Origin of the sequence: Pseudomonas sp. LS.1a (assembly GCF_022533585.1) — a bacterium.
Taxonomy (GTDB): Bacteria; Pseudomonadota; Gammaproteobacteria; order Pseudomonadales; family Pseudomonadaceae; genus Aquipseudomonas.
In genome coordinates this window covers 820,839-841,359 of record NZ_CP092827.1, presented here as the reverse complement: position 1 = coordinate 841,359, position 20,521 = coordinate 820,839, and the positions used below count along the sequence as shown (strand labels likewise).

The following is a 20,521-nucleotide window of genomic DNA, read 5'->3' as shown; positions in this document are numbered from 1 at the left end:
TCCTATGTCAGAGGCGGCTGGACAGGTTGTCCAGGGCCGATTGCAAATCGTTGAAGCGGAAGGTGAAGCCTGCCGCCAGCAAACGTACCGGGCGCGCGCGCTGGCCGCCGAGCAGCAGCGTCGACAGCTCACCCAGGCCGGCCTTGAGCAGCAGTGCCGGCACCGGCAGCAAGGCCGGCCGGTGCAGGGTGCGCCCCAGGCGCCTGGCAAACTCGCGGTTGCGCACCGGCTCCGGGGCGCAGGCATTATAAGGACCGCTGGCATCCTTGTGCTGCAAGAGAAAATCAATCAGGGCGACCTGGTCGTCTATATGGATCCAGGGCATCCACTGCCGCCCGTCGCCCAAAGGCCCGCCCAGCCCCAGTTTGAAGGGCACGCGCAGGCGCGACAAAAAGCCGCCATCACTGGCCAGCACCAACCCGGTACGCACCAGCACCACGCGAATACCCTGGGCCTGGGAACGCAGGGCCGTCTCTTCCCAGGCAATGCACAGCTGGCTGGCGAAATCTTCGCGCACCGGCGGTGAAGCCTCGGTCAGCTCGCGTTCGCCACCGTCTCCGTACCAGCCCACCGCAGAGCCGGAGATCAGCACTTGCGGGCGCTGTTCACGGGTGCCCAGCCAGGCCAGCAACTGCTCGGTGAGGCTGACGCGGCTGGCCCACAGCAGGTTGCGCCGGGCGGCTGTCCAGGGCCGGTCGGCAATCGGCGCGCCGGCCAGGTTGATCACCGCGTCCAACTGATCATCCGCCTCCAGTTGCTCCAGGCGGGCGATGCCACGCACGCCGGTGCCACAAATTTTCGGCACCTGCTCAGGTCGCCGGCTCCACACCGTCAGGCGATGACCCTGGCCGAGCCAGTACTGGCACAGGTGCTTGCCAATCAACCCGGTGCCACCTGTCAGCAATATATGCATGGCTGTGTCCTCGCAGAATGCGGCGGTGGTCTATTTTTAACATCAAGGCACTTTTTTGACCCGACGCTCTCGGATAAACATAGGTCAACCTGTCTGCCAACGCGGAATAACCTTATACAAATTTTGTGCATTGTACAGGTTTACCTGACAGCGTAGTCTGCTTACAGCAAGGTTTGAAGAGGCCATCATGACAGTACCTATCGCCATCATCGGGGCCGGTATAGCCGGCTTGTCAGCCGCCCAGGCCTTGCAAAAGGCCGGGCAATCCGTGCATTTGTTCGACAAGGGCCACGGCAGTGGCGGGCGCATGGCCAGCAAGCGCAGCGAAGTCGGCGCGCTGGACCTGGGTGCCCAGTACTTCACCGCCCGTGACCGGCGCTTCGTCGAGCAGGTGCAGCAGTGGGTCGCCGCCGGTTGGGCCGAACAATGGAAACCGCAGCTGTACAACTACCGCGATGGTGAGCTCACCCCCTCCCCCGACGAGCAGACGCGCTGGGTGGGTGTGCCGCGCATGAGTGCAATCACCCGCGGCCTGCTCAAGGACGTGACGGTCAACTTCGGCTGCCGCATCGCCGAGGTGTTCCGCGGCAAGCAATACTGGCACCTGCAGGACACCGAAGGCTGCAGCCACGGCCCCTACAGCCGCGTGGTGATCGCCGTGCCGGCACCGCAGGCCACCCCGCTGCTGGCCTCCACCCCCAAGCTCGCCGCCGTGGCCGCCGGCGTGCAGATGGAGCCCACCTGGGCCGTCGCCCTGGCCTTCCAGACCCCGCTGGACACGCCGATGCAAGGCTGCTTCGTGCAGGACAACCCGCTCGAGTGGCTGGCGCGCAACCGTAGCAAACCCGGGCGTGACGAGAAGTTCGACACCTGGGTACTGCACGCTACCTCGAACTGGAGCCGGCAACACATCGACCTGCCCAAGGAAGAGGTGATCGAACAGCTGAGGGGCGAGTTCGCCGAACTGGTCGGCTGCGTGGTGCCGCCACCTACTTTTGCCTTGGCCCACCGCTGGCTGTATGCCCGCCCGAGCAGCAACCATGAATGGGGCGCGCTGGCCGATGCAGACCAAGGCTTGTACGCCTGCGGCGACTGGTGCCTGTCCGGGCGGGTCGAGGGCGCCTGGCTCAGCGGCCAGGAAGCTGCGCGCCGGCTGCTCGAACACCTCGAATGATGTAGAGCTATACAAAAAAACTGGTTTGCATAACTTCAGGGCTGTGCTGGAATAAACCTGTACAAGTTTTTGGTTTCGTACAGGTTATCTGGAGACAGCCCATGCACGACTCATCCGCCCACAGCAAGCCGCGTATCGCCATCAGCGCCTGTCTGACCGGGCACAGCGTGCGCTATAACGGCGGCCACAAGGCCTCCGACCTGTGCCGCACGCAGCTCGAGGAACACTTCGACTGGTTGCCGGTGTGCCCGGAGGTGGCCATCGGCCTGGGCGTACCGCGCGACCCGATCCGCCTGGTCGGCGACCCCGAGCAACCGGAAGTGGTCGGAACCCGCAACCCCGGGATGGACCTGACCGGCCCGCTGCGCAGCTACGGCGAGCAAATGGCCGCCGAACTCGACGATATCTGCGGCTACATTTTCATGCAGAAATCGCCCTCCTGTGGCCTGGAGCGGGTCAAGGTGTACCAGGACAATGGCCATCCGGCCTTCAACAGCGGGCGGGGCGTGTATGCCCAGGCGTTCTGCGCAAGGCGCCCAGACCTGCCGGTGGAAGAAGAAGGCCGCCTGCACGACCCGGTGCTGCGCGAGAATTTCATCAGCCGCGTGTACGCCTACGCCGACTGGCAGCGCCTGCTGGCCGAAGGCCTGAGCCGGGGCGCCCTGGTGCGCTTCCACTCACGCTACAAGTACCTGCTGATGGCCAACAACCCCCAAGCCTACCGCAGCCTGGGGCGCCTGCTCGGCAGCATGAGCAAGGAAGACGACCCGCAAAGCATCGGCCCGCGCTACTTCAGCCAGCTGATGCAGGCCCTGCGCCGCTGCGCCAGCCGTGGTACCCATGGCAACGTGCTGCAGCATCTGAGCGGCTACTTCAAGGACGCGCTCACTCAGCAGGACAAAGCCGAGCTGCAGACCGTCATCGGCCAATACCAGCAAGGCGTTGTGCCGCTGGTGGTGCCGCTGACCCTGCTCAAGCACCACTTGCGCAAGCACCCCGACCCGTATCTGCAGCAACAGGCCTACCTGCAGCCGCACCCAGAGCGCCTGGGCCTGCGCAATGCCGTCTGAAATCCTGTTGCCCATCGGCGAACTGGCTCGCCGCACGGGCGTCAACCCCGTCACCCTGCGCGCCTGGGAGCGCCGCTACGGCCTGCTCAAGCCCCAGCGCACTGCCAAGGGCCATCGCCTGTATCCGCTGGAGCAGGTCGCACGCGTCGAGGCGATCCTCGCCTGGCTGCAGCGCGGTGCCTCCGTCAGCCAGGTACGTGAGCTGCTCGACAAACCGGCCAGCACGGCGCCGAAAGGCGACTGGCAAGCCCGGCAGTTCCAGCTGATCGAGGCCATTGCCACGCTGTCGCAGCGCGCCCTCGACCAGCAGCTCAACCAGGCGATGGCCTTGTACCCGGCCGTCACCCTGTGCGAGCAGTTGCTGTTGCCGCTGCTCGACCTCCTGGAGCTGCGCTGGCGCAACTACTTCAATGCACGGCTGGAGCAGGTGTTTTTCCACAGCTGGCTGCGCAGCAAGCTGGGCGCCCGGGTCTACCACGACAACCAGTTGCTGCAAGGCCCTGCCATCTTGCTGGCTGAAGACAGCGAACGCACCTTCAACCCCGATTTGTGGTTGTGCGCCTGGCTGTTCACCAGCAACGGCCTGCCAGTCGAAGTGCTGGAGCACGCCATTGCCGGCGCGCACCTGCAATGCGCCGTCACCATGCTCAAACCGCGCGCCGTGCTCCTGCACCTGGGGCCACGCATCGATGAAAAGGCGCTGCAACGCACCCTGCCCAACCTGCCCGTACCGACCTTGCTCGGTGGGCCAACGCTGGCGCTGCACGAAGCCCGGCTGCGAGCCCTCCGGCTGCCCAACCTCGCCCTGTTCGATACCCCACAGGCGGCATTGCGTTTGCTGCAAGCCCATGACCGCCAGCCCGTAGAGATGACCGCACCATGCACCTGACCTGGCTGCGCAGTGACCTGCGCATCGATGACAACACCGCGCTCAGCGCCGCCAGCGAACGCGGCACGACCCTCGCCCTGTGGCTGGTCAGCCCCGGGCAATGGCAGGCCCACGACGACGCTACCTGCAAAGTCGACTTCTGGCTGCGCAACCTGCGCGACCTGCGCCAGTCGCTGGGACGCCTGAACATTCCCCTGCTGATCCGCAAGATCGACACCTGGGACCAGGCGCCACAGGCGGTGCTCGATGTCTGCCGCCAACACCAGGTGCAAAGCGTGCACTGGAACGAGGAGTACGGCATCAACGAACAACGTCGCGACACCGCCACCCGGGCGCTGCTGGAAAAGTCGGCCATCCAGGCCCACAGCCACCTCGACCAGCTGTTGTTCCGCCCGGGCACCATCCTTACCCGCAGCGGCGACTACTTCCAGGTGTTCAGCCAGTTCAAGAAGAGCTGCCTGGAGCACTTGCACCGCGGCCTCCCCGCCCTGGCCCACCGAGTCAAACGCCAGGCACCGCTGCAGATCAGCAGCGACCCGATCCCCCAGCACGTGGACGGCTTCGAAAAACCCGCTCAGGCCCTGCGCGACCACTGGCCGGCCGGTGAAGCCGAGGCACAAGCGCGGCTGACCCGCTTTCTCGACGAGACCATCGACGACTACCAACAACTGCGCGACTTGCCTGCCAGGCCCGGCACCAGCCAGCTCTCCGCCTACCTGGCCGCTGGCGTGATCTCGCCGCGCCAGTGCCTGCACGGCGCCCTGGCCAGCAACCGCGGCGAGTTCGACAGCGGTAGCAGCGGCGTGCAAACCTGGATCAACGAGCTGCTCTGGCGCGAATTCTACAAACACATCCTGACCGGTTATCCACAGGTCTCGCGTCACCGCGCCTTCCGCGCCCAGACCGAAGCCCTGCCCTGGCGCGACGCACCGGCCGACCTTGAAGCCTGGGAACAGGGGCGTACCGGCTTCCCGATCATCGACGCCGCCATGCGCCAACTGCTGCACACTGGGTGGATGCACAACCGCCTGCGCATGATCGTGGCCATGTTCCTCAGCAAGAACCTGCTGATCGACTGGCGCAAGGGCGAGCGGCATTTCATGCGCCACCTGATAGACGGCGACCTGGCCGCCAACAACGGCGGCTGGCAGTGGAGCGCGTCCACCGGCACCGACGCAGTGCCCTATTTCCGCATCTTCAACCCGGTTTCACAGTCGCAGCGTTTCGACCCGCAGGGGCGTTTCATTCGGCACTGGCTGCCGGAATTGCAGGGGCTGGATGAAAAAACCATTCATCTTCCCGTAAGATCAGCCGATCTTTTTGCCAGACAATCCTACTACAGTCCAATCGTCGATCTTGACAGCAGTCGCCAGCGCGCGCTGGAGGCGTTCAAGGGCCTCCCGCGCCGGCAGGATCAGAGGGCGCTATCTTGAACAATGCACGCAGTATCTGGGTAACGGGCGCCGGCAATGGACTAGGCCTGGCGCTGGTGGAAGAGTTGCTCGCTGAAGGACACCGGGTAGCCGCCAGCGGCAAGGACAGCGAGGCACTGGATGCCTTGGCGGCGCGTTATGGCAGCCAATTGTTGCGCTTGCCCTGGCAGTTGCATGAAGAACAGCAGGCGGCCCAGGCCAGCCAACAGATCTGCCATGCCTGGTGCTCGCTGGATGGCTTGATCATCAACGCCGGTACCAGCGATTACCTGGTGGACGATGTGGCGGACAGCGAGTTGTTCGAGGCGCTCGTCACTGGCAACCAGTTGGCCAGCGAGCATTGCCTGGCCAATGCGCTGCCCTTGCTGGCGAAGGGTGACTCGCCGCAGGTGATGGCGGTGTTCAACCGGTATTCGGCCTTGCAGTTATATGCGCCGACGCAGGTGACTGCGGGCTGGAACAACTTGCCGCAGTGGGTGCGCGAGCAGCGTCAGGCGTTGAAGGCTCTGGGGGTTGAGCTAACAGTGGTTGGGCCGCAGTCGTTGAAGACACCTGTAACCCCGGCGCAGGCAATACCAGAGGTGTGGACGCCGCAGAATGCGGCAGAAGAACTGCTGCGGCGCTGGCCACAGAGGGAACCTGAGCTTGTGCTGGAGGCTTTGGACCTCAATGGCCTGTGGCCGTTGACGCGGTAGAGTCTGGCATCGGCACTGCCTTCTTCGCGGGTAAACCCGCTCCCACAGGTACACCACTGCACTCAAGATACAGTCCACCCTGTGGGAGCGGGTTTACCCGCGAAGAGGCCGGCACAGGAGCGCTCAGAGCGCCATGCGGTAATGCAGGCTGTAGCTCTCCACGCCATCGTTGGGCTGTTTGATGCCCGCGTTGGAATAGTGAATCGCCCGCACGCCAATCTCATGCCCACCGGCAAAGCGCAAACCAAAGCCGATGCGGTCCTCGAACTGGAACGCCGAGCCCAGTTCGTTGTCTTCCAGTTCGGTGCTGGAGAATGCCGCCACACCGATCCCCGCCTCGATGTAAGGCTTCACCGACTCCCCGGCAAACTCATAAACGAACACCGGCGCGAACGACAGGCTGTGGTTGCTCGCGGTCTTGTCGCCATCCCAATAGGTGTAGGCCCCATCCCAGTACCCCGTAAGGCGCCCCACGCTGGTCTGCCACCAGCTCGCCTCCCAATTCGATTGCAGCCCCAACCGGTAGACCATGGTCGAGTCACCGGTCTGCCCCACCGAAAACGAAACATCGGCAGCCTGCGCCGACAATGAATGCCCCAGGGTGAAGACGGCAGCCGCCGCCAAGCCGAGCAGCTTCTTCATGAGCAACATCCTTCTTTGCTGTTATTAGTGTCCGCCTCATATCAGGCAAGGCGGTAGAAAACGGCAGCGGTACGGTAGTTCAGTTGCTTTTCACGTTTTTTTTACAATGAAAAGCTTTGCACACTGCCAGACTTATGCCACAGCAAAGGTAGGATTTTCCTGAGAGATTGCGGATCAGCACTGGTCCAGAAACGGGTATCCCGAGCCGGTCCTTCAGCCAACAGGTCATCCGCGCCCAGCAGCCTCTGCAGTTGGCGCGCCACCGCGGCGCCAGTGTCGATGATGGCCACGTCGGCTGGCACCATGCCGGCCAGCAACGGGCGCAAGAAGGGGTAATGGGTGCAGCCGAGGATCAGCGTGTCGCAGCCAGCGGCCAGCAACGGCTGAACATAACCTTGCAGCAACTGGCGCAGCGCCGGGCTCGCCAGGTCGCCGGCCTCGATCAACTCGACCAGCCCCGGGCAAGGTTGGGTGATGACCTGTACGTCATTGGCAAAACGGTCGAGCAAGGCGGCGAACTTGGCGCTCTGCAGGGTACCGGTGGTGGCCAGCACACCGACCACGCCAGAGCGCGTAGCGGCGGCAGCGGGCTTCACCGCCGGCTCCATGCCCACCAGCGGCCAGTTCGGGTACAACTCGCGCAGGTCGGCCACCGCCGCCACCGTGGCGGTGTTGCAGGCCAGTACCATGGCCTTGGCGCCCTGTTCATGGAAGAACGCAGCAATGCGCCGGAGACGCTCACGGATATAGTCCGGCGACTTCTCGCCGTAGGGTATGTGGCCGCAATCGCCCACGTACAGCAGCGTCTCGTTGGGCAGCAGGCGCTGGATCTCGGCGAGTACCGACAAGCCGCCAACCCCGGAGTCCATCACGCCGACCGGCGCCGAACGCTCAGCCATCGCGCTTGCCGCAGACCGCACAAGCCGGGTCGCGCTTGACCCGCAATTCGCGGATACGAGTGCCGAGCGCATCGATCAACAGCAGGCGGCCGACCAGCGGCTCGCCGAACCCGGCCAGCAGCTTCATCGCCTCCAGCGCCTGCAGGCTGCCTACCAGGCCCACCAGCGGGCCGATCACGCCGGCTTCGCTGCAGGTCAGTTCGGCTTCGCTGCCATGGCCGTACAGGCAGTGGTAGCAAGGGCTGTAGTCACGCCGTGGGTCGAACACCGACAACTGCCCTTCCAGGCGGATCGCCGCACCGCTGACCAGCGGCTTGCCAGCCGCGACACAGGCGGCGTTGACCGCCTCACGGGTACCGAAGTTGTCGGAGCAGTCCAGCACCAGGTCGACCGCCGCCACGGCGGCCGCCAGCGAATCCTCGTCCAGCGCCTGGCGATGGGCGACCAGGCTGATTTCCGGGTTGATCGCCTGCAAGCGCTGCAAGGCCGAATCGACCTTGCTCATGCCGACGCTGGCACTGTCGTGGATGACCTGGCGTTGCAGGTTGGTCAGGTCGACGGTGTCGAAGTCGGCCAGGTGCAGCTCCCCCACCCCGGCGGCGGCCAGGTACAGGGCAACTGGCGAGCCAAGGCCACCGAGCCCGACGATCAGCGCCTTGCTCTGCTTGAGCCGCAACTGGCCGTCAATATCGATCTGGGCCAGCAATACCTGCCGGCTGTAACGCAGCAGTTCCTGATCACTCAACATGGCAGGCGCCCCAGGGTAATGCGTTCATGACCGCCCAGATCCATGCGGCTGGCGACCTCGATGAAACCTTGTTCAGCCAGCAGGGCGCGCACCGCCGCTGCCTGATCGTAGCCGTGTTCCAGCAACAACCAGCCACCCGGCAACAGGTGCGCGGGGGCCTGGGCGGCGATTACCCGCAGGTCGTCCAGGCCATCGGCCCCGGCCACCAGCGCGCTGCTGGGCTCGAAGCGCACATCACCGGCAACCAGGTGCGGGTCTGCGGCGGCGATGTAGGGCGGGTTGCTGACAATCAGGTCGAAACGCTCGCCGGCCAGGCTGTCGAACCAGTGACTGAGCCGTACCTGGACGTTTTCCAGGCCCAGGCGCTGGCGGTTGCGCTCGGCCAGGGCGACGGCCTCCTCCACTCGGTCCACTGCGGTTACCTGCCAGGCCGGGCGATCACTGGCCAGGGCCAGGGCAATCGCGCCGGTGCCGGTGCCCAGGTCAAGGACCTTGGCCGGCGTGGCAGGTTGCAGCTCAAGGGCGGCTTCGACCAGCAGCTCGGTATCCGGCCGCGGGATCAGGGTATGCGGCGCCACTTCCAGGTCGATCTTCCAGAAGCCCTGCAGCCCGAGAATGTAGGCGACCGGCTCGCCGCCACGGCGGCGCTGCAGGTAACCGGCATAGGTCTCGGCGTCTTCGCTGCTGACGATTCGCTCGGGCCAGGTATGCAGGTAGCTGCGCGACTTGCCGATGGCCGCAGCCAACAGCAGCTCGGCATCCAGCCGCTCGGTGGGCGATTCTGGCAACTGCGCGTTGCGCAGCAGGCTGGCGATGATGGTCATCAGTCCCCCAGGGCGGCCAGTTGATCGGCCTGGTACTCGGCCAGCAGCGGTTCGATCACCGCCTCCACGCCGCCGGCGAGGATGTCGTCCAGCGAGTACAGGGTCAGGTTGATACGGTGGTCGGTCACCCGGCCCTGCGGATAATTGTACGTGCGAATGCGCTCGGAACGGTCGCCAGAGCCGACCAGCAGCTTGCGCTCGGTGGCGATGGCGTTCTGCGCCGCGCTGGTCTGCATGTCGTTGAGCTTGGCCGACAGCCAGGACATGGCGCGGGCACGGTTCTTGTGCTGCGAACGCTCTTCCTGGCACTCGACCACGATACCGGTTGGCAAGTGGGTGATACGGATCGCCGAGTCGGTCTTGTTGACGTGCTGGCCACCGGCACCGGATGCGCGGTAGGTGTCCACGCGCAGGTCGGCCGGGTTGATCTCGATGGCCGCCTGTTCGTCCGGCTCGGGCAGTACCGCCACGGTGCACGCGGAGGTGTGGATACGGCCCTGGGATTCGGTCTCGGGCACGCGCTGTACGCGGTGCGCGCCGGACTCGAACTTGAGCTTGCCGTACACGCTCTCCCCCTCGACGCGAGCGATGATTTCCTTGTAGCCGCCGTGTTCGCCTTCGTTCTCGGAGAGGATTTCCAGGCGCCAGCCACGCTTTTCGGCGTAGCGCGAATACATGCGGAACAGGTCGCCGGAGAAGATCGCTGCCTCGTCGCCACCGGTGCCGGCACGGATTTCGAGGAACACGTTGCGGCCGTCGTTGGGGTCCTTGGGCAACAGCATGCGTTGCAGCTGCGACTCCAGCGTCAGCAGTTGTTCCTTGGCTTCACGCACTTCTTCCACGGCCATTTCGCGCAGGTCCGGGTCACTGTCCTTGAGCAGCGCCTGGGCACCTTCGAGGTCGTCCTGGACTTTGCGCCACTCTTTATAAGCAGCGTAGACCGGCTCGACTTCGGCGTACTCACGGGAATAGGCGCGAAAGCGCGTCTGGTCGGAAATGACCTCGGCATCACCGAGCAGTGCGGTGAGTTCTTCGAAGCGGTCCTGGAGGATTTCCAGTTTGTTCAGCAGCGACGCTTTCATTGCGGGGATTTGTCCGTCGAGCCCTCGTTGAGGGCAAAGAGTTCCTGGGCCATGGCCAGCGCATCGAGGCGGCCCTCGGCCGAGAGCCTTTTCAGTTGCACGCTTGGCGCATGCAGGAGTTTGTTGGTCAGCCCCCGGGCCAGTTGGGCCAATACGTCTTCGGGGTTGCCGCCGTTGGCCAGCAGGCGCTGGGCCTTTTGCAGTTCTTCGTCGCGCAGGCGCTCGCTTTGCTGGCGATAGGCCTTGAGCACGTCCACCGCGGCCAGCTCGCGCAGGCGCAGCATGAAATCTTCGGCCCCCACCGACACCAGTTCCTCGGCGGCCTGGGCCGCGCCCTGGCGGCTCTTGAGGTTTTCCGCCACCACGTCGTGCAGGTCATCGACAGTGTACAGGTAGACGTCGTCCAGTTCGCCGACTTCGGTTTCGATATCGCGCGGTACGGCGATGTCGACCATGAAGATCGGCTTGTGCCGGCGCTGCTTCAGCGCGCTCTCGACCGCGCCCTTGCCGAGGATTGGCAACTGGCTGGCGGTGGAGCTGATGACGATGTCGCTGTTGGCCAGTTCCTGGGGGATGTCGGCCAGCAGTACCGCGTGCGCACCGAACTGCTCGGCCAGGATGCTGGCCCGCTCCAGGGTACGGTTGGCCACGACGATGCGGCGCACGCCCTGCTCATGCAGATGGCGGGCGACCAGGGTGATGGTTTCGCCGGCGCCGATCAGCAGGGCCTGGCTACGGCCCAGGTCGCTAAAGATCTGCTTGGCCAGGCTGACTGCGGCAAACGCCACCGACACCGGGTTTTCGCCGATGGCGGTGTCGGTGCGCACCTGCTTGGCGGCGCTGAAGGTGGCCTGGAACAGGCGCCCGAGCAGCGGGCCGACGGTGCCGGCCTCACGCGCCACGGCGTAGGCGGACTTCATCTGGCCGAGGATCTGCGGCTCGCCGAGCACCAGCGAGTCCAGGCCGGAGGCCACCCGCATCATGTGCTTCACCGCCTCGTGCTCTTCGTGCACGTAGGCGCTGGCGCGCAGCTCGTCCAGGCTGAGGCGGTGATAGTCGGCCAGCCATTGCAGCACCGCATCGGCGGACAGGTGGTCCTGCTCTATATAGAGCTCGCTACGGTTGCAGGTCGACAGGATCGCCGCTTCGCGGCTGGATGTCAGTCGGCAGAGCTGCTGCAGGGCGTCTACCAGCTGCTCTGGGGTAAACGCCACGCGCTCGCGTACGTCTACCGAGGCAGTCTTATGGTTGATACCAAGTGCAAGAAAGGCCATGCAAGGTCGCTGGTTGTGACGAGAAGCCGATAATTGTCCTCTTTCGCAGGTTTCAGGACAACCACCGTTGGTGTTCGCCTTGACACTTTCTGCGCCTGTAAAATCGAGCGCCGCCCGCGCGGCGCTTCGCGGGACAAGCCCGCTCCCACATTTGTTGCAACGTGCCGAACCTGTCAGGCCATGGTTGCACGCCTTGTTGGCTCGACTCTATTTCGAGGTGGACACATCCGCAGCCCCACTTGTCTGAAGACATGCACCAAGGCTGGCAACGCCTCTCCAACAGACATGGCCACGTTGCAACAAATGTGGGAGCGGGCTTGTCCCGCGAAGCGCCGCGCGGGCGGCGCTCGATCTCCGCACCACCACACCAATCAAGCCATACACCCGGCACAACCAACCTGTCCGGAACCCTTCCCCCCCCTCAAAGGTCGCAGTTAACCAGCCACAGCACAGGTGGGTTTGCCCCCGCGCTTGTGTCATCATGCTCCGACCGCCGGTGAGTCCTCCAATAAGCCTTCTATGAACAAACCATACGCATTGCTGCTTGCCTTCGCCCTGCTCCAGGGCTGCCAGAGCCTGGCCCCGCAAAAGGCCGAGCCTCCCGTCGCCGAGGCCGGCAAACCCGAGGCGGAAAAGCCCGTGGTGTATGGCTCGTTCAAGCAGGACACGCTCTATAGCCTGCTGGTGGCGGAGCTGGCCGGCCAACGCAACCGCTTCGACATCGCCCTGGCCAACTACACCGACCAGGCCGCGAAAACCCAGGACCCGGGGGTTTCCGAGCGCGCCTACCGCATTGCCGAATACCTCGGCGCCGACGAACCGGCGCTGGACAACGCCCTGGTCTGGGCCCGCAACGACCCGCAGAACCTCGACGCCCAGCGCGCCGCCGCCATCCAGCTGGCCCGCGCCGGCCGCTATGACGACTCCATGGCGTACATGGAAAAGGTGCTGCAGGGCCAAGGCGACACCCATTTCGACTTCCTCGCCCTGTCCGCCGCCGAAACCGACCAGGGCACCCGCGACGGCCTGCTGCAAAGCTTCGAGCGCCTGCTGGTGAAGTACCCGGACAACAGCCAGCTGGTGTTCGGCAAGGCCCTGCTGCTGAACCAGGACGGCAAGGCCGAAGAAGCTCTGGAGCTGCTCGAGTCGCACCCGCCGCAAAACGACGAAGTCGCCCCGATCCTGCTGCGCGCGCGCCTGCTGCAAGCCCTGAACCGCGGCCCGGAGGCCCTGCCACTGCTGCGCGGCGCGATTCGCGACAACCCGGACGACAAGCGCCTGCGCCTGACCTATGCACGCACCCTGGTCGAACAGGACCGCATCGCCGATGCCAAGGGCGAGTTCCTCAGCCTGGTCCAGCAATACCCCGACGACGACGAACTGCGCTATTCGCTGGCCCTGGTGTGCCTGGAAAACAAGGACTGGGATGAAGCCGAGGGCTACCTGCAGGAGCTGATCGAGCGCGACAGCAACGTCGACGCCGCGCACCTGAACCTGGGCCGCATCCGCGAGGAGCGCCACGACCCCGCTGGCGCCCTGCGTGAATACGCCCTGGTCGGTCCGGGCCCCGACTACCTGCCGGCGCAATTGCGCCAGGCCGACATCCTGATCGCCAACGGCCGTGGTACCGAGGCCTCCCGCCTGCTCGCCGACGCCCGCGAAGCCCAGCCGGATTACGCCATCCAGCTGTTCCTGATCGAATCGGAAAGCTACAGCAACAACAACAAGGACGCCCAGGCCAGCCAGGTGCTGCAGCAAGCCATCCAGCGCTACCCGGACGACCTCAACCTGCTGTACACCCGCGCCATGCTGGCCGAAAAGCGTGACGACCTGCCGCAGATGGAAAAAGACCTGCGCGCCATCATCGCCCGCGAGCCGGAAAATGCCATGGCCCTGAACGCCCTCGGCTACACCCTGGCCGACCGCACCACCCGCTACAGCGAAGCCAAGGCGCTGATCGACAAGGCCCATCAGCTGACCCCGGACGACCCGGCGGTGCTCGACAGCCTGGGCTGGGTCAACTACCGCCTGGGCAACCTCGACGAGGCTGAAACCTACTTGCGCAAGGCCTTTGCCAGCTTCCCCGACCACGAAGTGGCCGCCCACCTGGGCGAAGTGCTATGGGCCAACGGCAAGCGCCGCGAAGCCCGCCAGGTCTGGGCCAAGGGCTTCGAAGCCCAGGCCGACAGCCCCATCCTGCGCAAGACCCTCCTGCGCCTGACCGGATCCGAGACTCTCTAACGCCATGTTCCTGCGCCATTGCATTACCTTCACCCTGATCGCCCTGCTGGCAGGCTGTGCCGGCTTCGGTAGCCGCGAGGCCCTGCAGGGCCACGGCAACCCGCAGCAGTGGCGCGCCCATAAAGAGCAGCTGAGCAGCCTCGATGGCTGGCAGATCAACGGCAAGGTCGGCATCCGTGCCCCACGCGACTCCGGCAGCGGCACGCTGTTCTGGCTGCAACGCCAGGACTACTACGACATTCGCCTGGCCGGCCCGCTGGGCCGTGGCGCCGCACGTCTGACCGGGCGCCCCGGCGGCGTGGTGCTGGAAGTGGCCAACCAGGGCCGCTACGAGGCCCCCAGCCCCGAAGCCTTGCTGGAAGAACAGCTGGGCTGGCAGCTGCCGGTCTCGCACCTGGTCTGGTGGGTACGCGGCCTGCCCGCCCCCGACAGCAAGAGCAAGCTGACCCTGGACAGCGACAGCCGCCTGGCCAGCCTCGACCAGGATGGCTGGCAGGTGCAGTACCTGAGCTACACCGAACAGAACGGCTACTGGCTGCCCGAGCGCCTCAAGCTGCACGGCAAGGACATCGACGTGACCCTGGTGGTCAAGGACTGGCAGCCGCGCCAGCTGGGACACTGATACATGCAAACCCTTACCCTGCCCGCCCCGGCCAAGCTCAACCTGTGGCTGCACATCATCGGCCGCCGCGCCGACGGCTATCACGAGCTGGAAACCGTGTTCCAGTTTCTCGATCACGGCGACGAACTGCACTTTGCCTTGCGTGACGACGGCGTGATCCGCCTGCATACCGAGATCGAGGCGGTACCGCACGACAGCAACCTGATCGTGCGTGCCGCGCGCAAGCTGCAGGAGCAATCCGGCACGACGTTGGGCGCCGACATCTGGTTGAGCAAGGTGCTGCCCATGGGCGGTGGCATCGGCGGCGGCAGCTCGGATGCCGCCACTACCCTGTTGGCCCTCACCCACCTGTGGCAACTGGACTGGAACGAAGACCGCCTGGCCGCACTGGGCCTGAGCCTGGGCGCCGACGTACCGGTATTCGTGCGCGGCCACGCGGCATTCGCCCAGGGCGTGGGTGAACAACTGACCCCGGTCGACCCGGAGGAGCCGTGGTATGTCGTGCTGGTGCCGCAAGTGTCTGTCAGCACAGTAGAAATTTTTTCACATCCACAGTTGACACGTGATTCACTCCCCCTTAAGATGCGCCCCGTTCCCGAGGGAAACAGTCGAAATGACTGCCAACCGGTGGTAGAGCAGAGTTACCCGGAAGTTCGCAATGCGTTGAATTCACTGGGCAAATTCACTGAGGCTCGATTAACCGGTACTGGAAGTTGTGTGTTTGGGGCCTTCCCAAGCAAAGCCGAAGCTGATAAAGTTCTGGCCCTTCTTTCAGCGACCCAAACAGGGTTTGTGGCGAAAGGAAGCAACGTTTCGATGTTGCATCGCAAGCTGCAAAGTCTGGTCAAGAAGTCGAGCGCATAAGCGTTCGCAGCAACAGATACAGGGGCGTCGCCAAGCGGTAAGGCAGCAGGTTTTGATCCTGCCATGCGTTGGTTCGAATCCAGCCGCCCCTGCCATTTTCCTTATACTCATCCAGGTTACCCTCAGCCTTCAGGTACTGCGCGTGTCCAAGATGATGGTCTTTACGGGGAATGCCAACCCCGATCTGGCTCGGCGTGTAGTACGTCAGCTGCATATCCCTCTCGGTGATGTCTCTGTCGGTAAGTTCTCCGACGGCGAGATCAGTGCCGAGATCAATGAAAACGTTCGTGGTAAAGACGTCTTCATTATTCAGCCGACCTGTGCCCCGACCAACGATAACCTGATGGAACTGGTAGTGATGGCCGACGCCTTCCGCCGCTCCTCAGCATCCCGAATCACCGCCGTGATTCCTTACTTCGGATACGCCCGCCAGGACCGCCGTCCGCGTTCGGCACGTGTAGCCATCAGCGCCAAAGTCGTCGCTGACATGCTCACTGTCGTCGGTATCGACCGTGTACTCACCGTCGACCTGCACGCTGACCAGATCCAGGGTTTCTTCGATATCCCGGTCGACAACATCTACGGCTCGCCCGTACTGGTCGACGATATCGAAGACCAGCGTTTCGAGAACCTGATGATCGTCTCCCCGGACATCGGTGGTGTCGTGCGCGCACGTGCCGTCGCCAAGTCCCTGGGCGTCGACCTGGGTATCATCGACAAGCGCCGCGAGAAGGCTAACCACTCCGAGGTCATGCACATCATCGGCGACGTCGAAGGGCGCACCTGCATCCTGGTAGACGACATGGTCGACACCGCCGGCACCCTGTGCCACGCGGCCAAAGCCCTGAAAGAACACGGCGCTGCCAAGGTTTACGCCTACTGCACGCACCCTGTCCTGTCGGGCCGCGCGATCGAGAACATCGAGAAGTCGGTACTGGACGAGCTGGTGGTGACCAACACCGTTCCGCTGTCCGCCGCTGCTCAAGCCTGTGACCGTATCCGTCAGCTGGATATCGCACCGGTTGTCGCTGAAGCGGTCCGCCGCATCAGCAACGAAGAATCGATCAGCGCGATGTTCCGCTAAGCGGAACACACGCTGACGAAAAGCGCCCCGCCCCAACACTGGTTGTTGGGGCGGGGCTTTTTTGCCATCCCCGTTGGCGCTGGTCGCAAACGCCCTCGGGGGGCTATTTTGGAGAAACAAAATGACCGAATTCACTCTGAACGCCCAAGCGCGTACTGACCTGGGGAAAGGTGCGAGCCGCCGCCTGCGTCACTCCGCCAACATCCCAGCCGTTGTCTACGGTGGTAACCAGGACGCCCAGTCCCTGACCATCCTGGCCAAGGAAATCACCAAGCTGTTCGAAAACGAGGCTGCCTTCAGCCACGTTCTGGAACTGAACGTCGACGGCGCCAAGCAAAACGTCGTGGTCAAGGCCCTGCAGCGTCACCCGGCCAAAGGCTTCATCATGCACGCCGACTTCGTTCGCGTCGTTGCTGGCCAGAAACTGACCGCCAAGGTACCGGTTCACTTCGTCAACGAAGAAGCCCCGGTCAAGAAAGGCGGCGAGATCTCCCACGTAGAAGCCGAGATCGAAGTTTCCTGCGAAGCCAAAGACCTGCCTGAGTTCATCGAAGTTGACCTGGCCAACGCTGAAATCGGCACCATCATCCACCTGTCGGACCTGAAAGCTCCGAAAGGCGTAGAGTTCGTAGCTCTGGCCCACGGTGATGACAAAGCTGTTGCCAACGTTCACGCTCCACGCGTTGCTCCAGAAGCAGAAGGCGCTGCCGAGTAATCCACTCGCGCGCCGGCGTTGATCGGGTTACAGTGCCGCGCGCCCTGTAACCCACCAACTCCAAGGAAGAGCCCCTGACGTGACCGCCATCCAGTTGATCGTCGGCCTGGGTAACCCCGGCCCCGAATACGAACAGACCCGGCATAACGCAGGGGCTCTTTTCGTTGAACGCATTGCCAGCGCCCAGCGCGTCTCGTTGACCGCTGACCGCAAATATTTCGGCCTGACGGCTAAATTCAGCCATCAGGGCAACGACGTTCGTCTGCTCATCCCCACCACCTACATGAACCGTAGCGGCCAGTCCGTGGCGGCCTTGGCCAATTTCTTCCGCATCAAGCCGGAAGCGATCCTGGTGGCGCATGACGAACTCGACCTGCCCCCGGGCGTCGCCAAGCTCAAGCGCGGCGGTGGCCATGGTGGGCACAACGGCCTGCGCGACATCATCGCGCAGCTCGGCAACCAGAACGACTTCCACCGCCTGCGGCTTGGCATCGGCCACCCGGGCGACGCCAAACTGGTCTCCAACTTCGTCCTGGGCCGCGCGCCGCGCGCCGAGCAGGAGAAGCTCGACGCCAGCATCGATTTTGCCCTCGGCGTGCTGCCGGACGTGCTTGCCGGCGACTTCGCCAAAGCGATGCGCGAGCTGCACAGCCAGAAGGCCTGATTTCCTTAGAGAGGGGAATACCCATGGGTTTCAATTGCGGCATCGTCGGCCTGCCCAACGTCGGCAAGTCCACCCTGTTCAACGCCCTGACCAAGTCTGGCATCGCGGCGGAGAACTTCCCTTTCTGCACCATCGAGCCAAACAGCGGCATCGTGCCAATGCCCGATGCGCGCCTGAATGCGCTGGCTGAAATCGTCAAGCCAAACCGCATCCTGCCGACCACCATGGAATTCGTCGACATCGCCGGCCTGGTGGCTGGTGCTTCGAAAGGCGAAGGCCTGGGCAACAAGTTCCTCGCCAACATCCGCGAGACCGACGCCATTGCCCACGTGGTGCGCTGCTTCGAAGACGAGAACGTGATCCACGTTTCCAACAGCGTCGACCCCAAGCGTGACATCGAGATCATCGACCTCGAACTGATCTTCGCCGACCTCGACAGCTGCGAGAAGCAGTTGCAGAAGGTTGCCCGCAACGCCAAGGGCGGCGACAAGGACGCCCTGGCGCAGAAGGCCATCCTCGAGCAGCTGATCCCGCACTTCACCGAAGGCAAGCCTGCACGCAGCCTGATGAAGAACATGAGCGCCGAAGACAAGGCGGTCATCCGCGGCTTCCACCTGCTGACCAGCAAGCCGGTGATGTATATCGCCAACGTGGCCGAAGACGGCTTCGACAACAACCCGCACCTGGACGTGGTCAAGGCCATTGCCGAGGAAGAAGGCGCGGTGGTGGTGCCGGTGTGCAACAAGATCGAAGCGGAAATCGCCGAGCTGGAAGACGGTGAAGAGAAGGACATGTTCCTCGAGGCCCTGGGCCTGGAAGAGCCTGGCCTGAACCGCGTGATCCGCGCCGGTTACGAACTGCTGAACCTGCAAACCTACTTCACTGCCGGCGTGCAGGAAGTACGTGCCTGGACCGTACGCGTCGGTGCCACCGCACCACAAGCCGCTGGCGTGATCCACACCGACTTCGAAAAAGGCTTCATCCGCGCTGAAGTGGTGGCCTATGACGACTTCATCCAGTTCAAGGGTGAGAGCGGTGCCAAGGAAGCCGGTAAATGGCGCTTGGAAGGAAAGGATTACATCGTCAAAGACGGCGATGTGATGCACTTCCGCTTCAACGTATAGTGAGTGCTCATTGGCAGCCAACCATCATGTGCCAACCTATGGACACGATGGTTGGCTGTCAATCTGTAAAGTGCTAGCTCGAGCTCATCTCGGGCAGCTCTTTAGAGGAGGCTCATATGGCTTGTCTGGAATACGTTCACCTTTCTCCTGTCTCCTCCACCACCTCCTGTGGTCCCTCCACCTTTACCCCCCCATCTACGCCTACCTGACATCAAACACCTTCCGCAAATTTTCTGGGATACGGGTGCGAGCTGGTCAGAGGTGAATCTGTGGGCGTTAGACAAAATCCAGACTCAGCATCGAGATGTTGAAACGGTAAACGCTCTCCTTAAACACCTTCACGCCTATGCCTCTCACCTGGAAAGTTCAGGCTTAGACTGGCGCCATTTTCCAGTTCGAATCTCAAACAGATCGGTCTATAAGTATCGAGGCGAGCTTGTTGCGTGCATGAAAGGCCTTGCAGACATTGGCGGAAAATGCCGTCGGTAACCAGCCCAATGTGGTGATCCAAGTGGTAATGCCTGGCAAATCGGAAACTCGAACACTCCGCCTCGCTCAGGACCAACCCTGACAGAGTGCGGATGTAATGAATTTCGGATGTTTGCATCGAGTCGGGACCACGGGTGGAGGTGGGCTGAGTCAGCGTGCCAGATTCACCCGTCCGTTCATTAGAAGCATTAAAAGGCACTATCCGGATGGATAGTGTCTGCGTAAGCGAGCAGCTTAATTGTCCCCAAAAAAGGAACAATCATTCCCGTTTAAGCCTAATTGTCTTGAAATAGACCCTTCGTCAGAATGGCATCCATACCGCAGACAACGCCACCGGCACAGCGCGGTGACCCATTTAAAACCCATGGCTTTCAACCATTCTGAAGAGATCACGACCATGTCCAAACGCGAACTGCTGAACCCAACCAACTCCACTCTGATCCTGATCGACCACCAGCCGCAGATGGCTTTCGGTGTCCAGTCGATCGACCGTCAGACCCTGAAGAACAACACCGTTGGCCTGGCCAAGGCCGCCAGGATCTTCAACGTGCCGACCATCTACACCTCGGTCGAAACCGAAAGCTTCAGCGGTTATATCTGGCCCGAACTGCTGGCAGTGAACCCGGGCGCCAAGCCGATCGAGCGCACCTCGATGAACAGCTGGGAAGACGCCAAGCTGGTTGAAGCCGTGAAGGCCACCGGCCGCAAGAAGCTGGTCATGGCCGCGCTGTGGACCGAGGTCTGCCTGACCTTCCCGGCTCTGGAAGCCATGGAAGCCGGCTACGAGGTGTACATCGTCACCGACGCCTCGGGTGGCACCACTCAGGAAGCACACGACATGTCGGTGCAGCGCATGATTCAGGCCGGTGCGATTCCGGTGACCTGGCAGCAGGTTCTGCTGGAATACCAGCGTGACTGGGCACACGAGGACACCTACCAGGCGGTCATGGACCTGGTCGTGGAACACAGCGGTGCCTACGGCATGGGCGTTGATTACGCCTACACCATGGTGCACAAAGCCCCCCAACGTAAGGTGTCCTGACCGTTAGCCGTGAAACCAGCCGCTTGAGGCTAT

20 protein-coding genes and 1 tRNA gene are annotated in these 20,521 nt (G+C 63.3%); 14 read left to right on the top strand and 7 right to left on the bottom strand.

Annotated elements, in window-relative coordinates:
* Positions 1-7: 7 nt before the first annotated feature.
* Complete coding sequence (locus MKK04_RS03860; RefSeq protein WP_207832441.1) at positions 8-913, bottom strand: TIGR01777 family oxidoreductase; 906 nt, start codon at positions 911-913, stop codon at positions 8-10.
* Positions 914-1,100: 187 nt separating this feature from the next.
* Here MKK04_RS03860 and MKK04_RS03855 point away from each other — a divergent pair, with 187 nt between their 5' ends.
* From MKK04_RS03855 to MKK04_RS03835, 5 genes are all read left to right on the top strand, one after another.
* On the top strand, positions 1,101-2,087 hold the full coding sequence (locus MKK04_RS03855) for an NAD(P)/FAD-dependent oxidoreductase (RefSeq protein ID WP_063911231.1): 987 nt from the start codon (positions 1,101-1,103) through the stop codon (positions 2,085-2,087).
* 101 nt (positions 2,088-2,188) lie between these two features.
* Positions 2,189-3,157, top strand: a complete 969-nt coding sequence (locus MKK04_RS03850; RefSeq protein WP_233687306.1) for a YbgA family protein — start codon at positions 2,189-2,191, stop codon at positions 3,155-3,157.
* Positions 3,147-4,046 carry a MerR family transcriptional regulator gene (locus MKK04_RS03845; RefSeq protein WP_207832437.1) on the top strand — a complete coding sequence of 300 codons (900 nt, stop codon included), beginning with the start codon at positions 3,147-3,149 and terminating at the stop codon, positions 4,044-4,046. The genes MKK04_RS03850 and MKK04_RS03845 overlap by 11 nt, the downstream gene beginning before the upstream one ends.
* Complete coding sequence (gene phrB / locus MKK04_RS03840) at positions 4,037-5,479, top strand: deoxyribodipyrimidine photo-lyase (RefSeq protein ID WP_241106264.1); 1,443 nt, start codon at positions 4,037-4,039, stop codon at positions 5,477-5,479. The genes MKK04_RS03845 and phrB overlap by 10 nt, the downstream gene beginning before the upstream one ends.
* A complete protein-coding gene (locus tag MKK04_RS03835) occupies positions 5,476-6,174 on the top strand; it encodes an SDR family oxidoreductase (protein WP_207832433.1) in 699 nt (232 codons plus the stop codon). Before phrB ends, MKK04_RS03835 begins: the two co-directional genes overlap by 4 nt.
* Before the next feature lie 123 nt (positions 6,175-6,297).
* Here the strand turns inward: MKK04_RS03835 and MKK04_RS03830 are convergent, their stop codons facing one another.
* The 6 genes from MKK04_RS03830 to hemA form a co-directional block, all read right to left on the bottom strand.
* Entirely contained in the window at positions 6,298-6,816 is a 519-nt protein-coding gene (locus MKK04_RS03830) for an acyloxyacyl hydrolase (RefSeq protein ID WP_207832431.1), read from the bottom strand.
* Between the two features lie 101 nt (positions 6,817-6,917).
* The gene (gene murI / locus MKK04_RS03825) at positions 6,918-7,715 is read right to left on the bottom strand and encodes a glutamate racemase (protein ID WP_207832429.1); all 798 of its coding nucleotides are present in this window, start codon (positions 7,713-7,715) and stop codon (positions 6,918-6,920) included.
* Positions 7,708-8,463 carry a molybdopterin-synthase adenylyltransferase MoeB gene (locus MKK04_RS03820; RefSeq protein WP_013970911.1) on the bottom strand — a complete coding sequence of 252 codons (756 nt, stop codon included), beginning with the start codon at positions 8,461-8,463 and terminating at the stop codon, positions 7,708-7,710. Before MKK04_RS03820 ends, murI begins: the two co-directional genes overlap by 8 nt.
* Complete coding sequence (gene prmC, locus MKK04_RS03815; protein WP_207832427.1) at positions 8,457-9,287, bottom strand: peptide chain release factor N(5)-glutamine methyltransferase; 831 nt, start codon at positions 9,285-9,287, stop codon at positions 8,457-8,459. The genes MKK04_RS03820 and prmC overlap by 7 nt, the downstream gene beginning before the upstream one ends.
* Positions 9,287-10,369 (bottom strand): peptide chain release factor 1, encoded by a 1,083-nt coding sequence (gene prfA / locus MKK04_RS03810; RefSeq protein WP_013970909.1) that lies wholly within the window; start codon positions 10,367-10,369, stop codon positions 9,287-9,289. Before prfA ends, prmC begins: the two co-directional genes overlap by 1 nt.
* Positions 10,366-11,643, bottom strand: coding sequence for a glutamyl-tRNA reductase (gene hemA / locus MKK04_RS03805; protein WP_063911223.1), 1,278 nt, complete (start codon positions 11,641-11,643; stop codon positions 10,366-10,368). Before hemA ends, prfA begins: the two co-directional genes overlap by 4 nt.
* A 519-nt stretch (positions 11,644-12,162) precedes the next feature.
* On the opposite strand from hemA, the gene MKK04_RS03800 reads away from it, so the two are divergent.
* The 9 genes from MKK04_RS03800 to MKK04_RS03760 all read left to right on the top strand — a co-directional run bounded on the left by MKK04_RS03800 (position 12,163) and on the right by MKK04_RS03760 (position 20,488).
* Positions 12,163-13,884, top strand: a complete 1,722-nt coding sequence (locus MKK04_RS03800; RefSeq protein ID WP_207832425.1) for a tetratricopeptide repeat protein — start codon at positions 12,163-12,165, stop codon at positions 13,882-13,884.
* A gap of 4 nt (positions 13,885-13,888) precedes the next feature.
* Positions 13,889-14,506, top strand: coding sequence for a lipoprotein insertase outer membrane protein LolB (gene lolB / locus MKK04_RS03795; protein ID WP_207832423.1), 618 nt, complete (start codon positions 13,889-13,891; stop codon positions 14,504-14,506).
* A 3-nt stretch (positions 14,507-14,509) separates the two neighbouring features.
* Positions 14,510-15,370, top strand: a complete 861-nt coding sequence (gene ispE / locus MKK04_RS03790) for a 4-(cytidine 5'-diphospho)-2-C-methyl-D-erythritol kinase (RefSeq protein WP_241106263.1) — start codon at positions 14,510-14,512, stop codon at positions 15,368-15,370.
* 20 nt (positions 15,371-15,390) lie between these two features.
* Positions 15,391-15,465 (top strand) — tRNA-Gln (locus tag MKK04_RS03785).
* Between the two features lie 47 nt (positions 15,466-15,512).
* On the top strand, positions 15,513-16,454 hold the full coding sequence (locus tag MKK04_RS03780) for a ribose-phosphate pyrophosphokinase (protein ID WP_016391678.1): 942 nt from the start codon (positions 15,513-15,515) through the stop codon (positions 16,452-16,454).
* Between the two features lie 121 nt (positions 16,455-16,575).
* On the top strand, positions 16,576-17,169 hold the full coding sequence (locus tag MKK04_RS03775) for a 50S ribosomal protein L25/general stress protein Ctc (RefSeq protein WP_087502895.1): 594 nt from the start codon (positions 16,576-16,578) through the stop codon (positions 17,167-17,169).
* Positions 17,170-17,248: 79 nt separating this feature from the next.
* Complete coding sequence (pth, locus tag MKK04_RS03770; RefSeq protein WP_008099045.1) at positions 17,249-17,833, top strand: aminoacyl-tRNA hydrolase; 585 nt, start codon at positions 17,249-17,251, stop codon at positions 17,831-17,833.
* Positions 17,834-17,856: 23 nt separating this feature from the next.
* Positions 17,857-18,957, top strand: coding sequence for a redox-regulated ATPase YchF (ychF, locus tag MKK04_RS03765; RefSeq protein ID WP_063911218.1), 1,101 nt, complete (start codon positions 17,857-17,859; stop codon positions 18,955-18,957).
* 886 nt (positions 18,958-19,843) lie between these two features.
* Positions 19,844-20,488: a hydrolase gene (locus MKK04_RS03760; protein ID WP_241106262.1), complete on the top strand. Its 645-nt coding sequence runs from the start codon at positions 19,844-19,846 to the stop codon at positions 20,486-20,488.
* Positions 20,489-20,521: the final 33 nt, after the last annotated feature.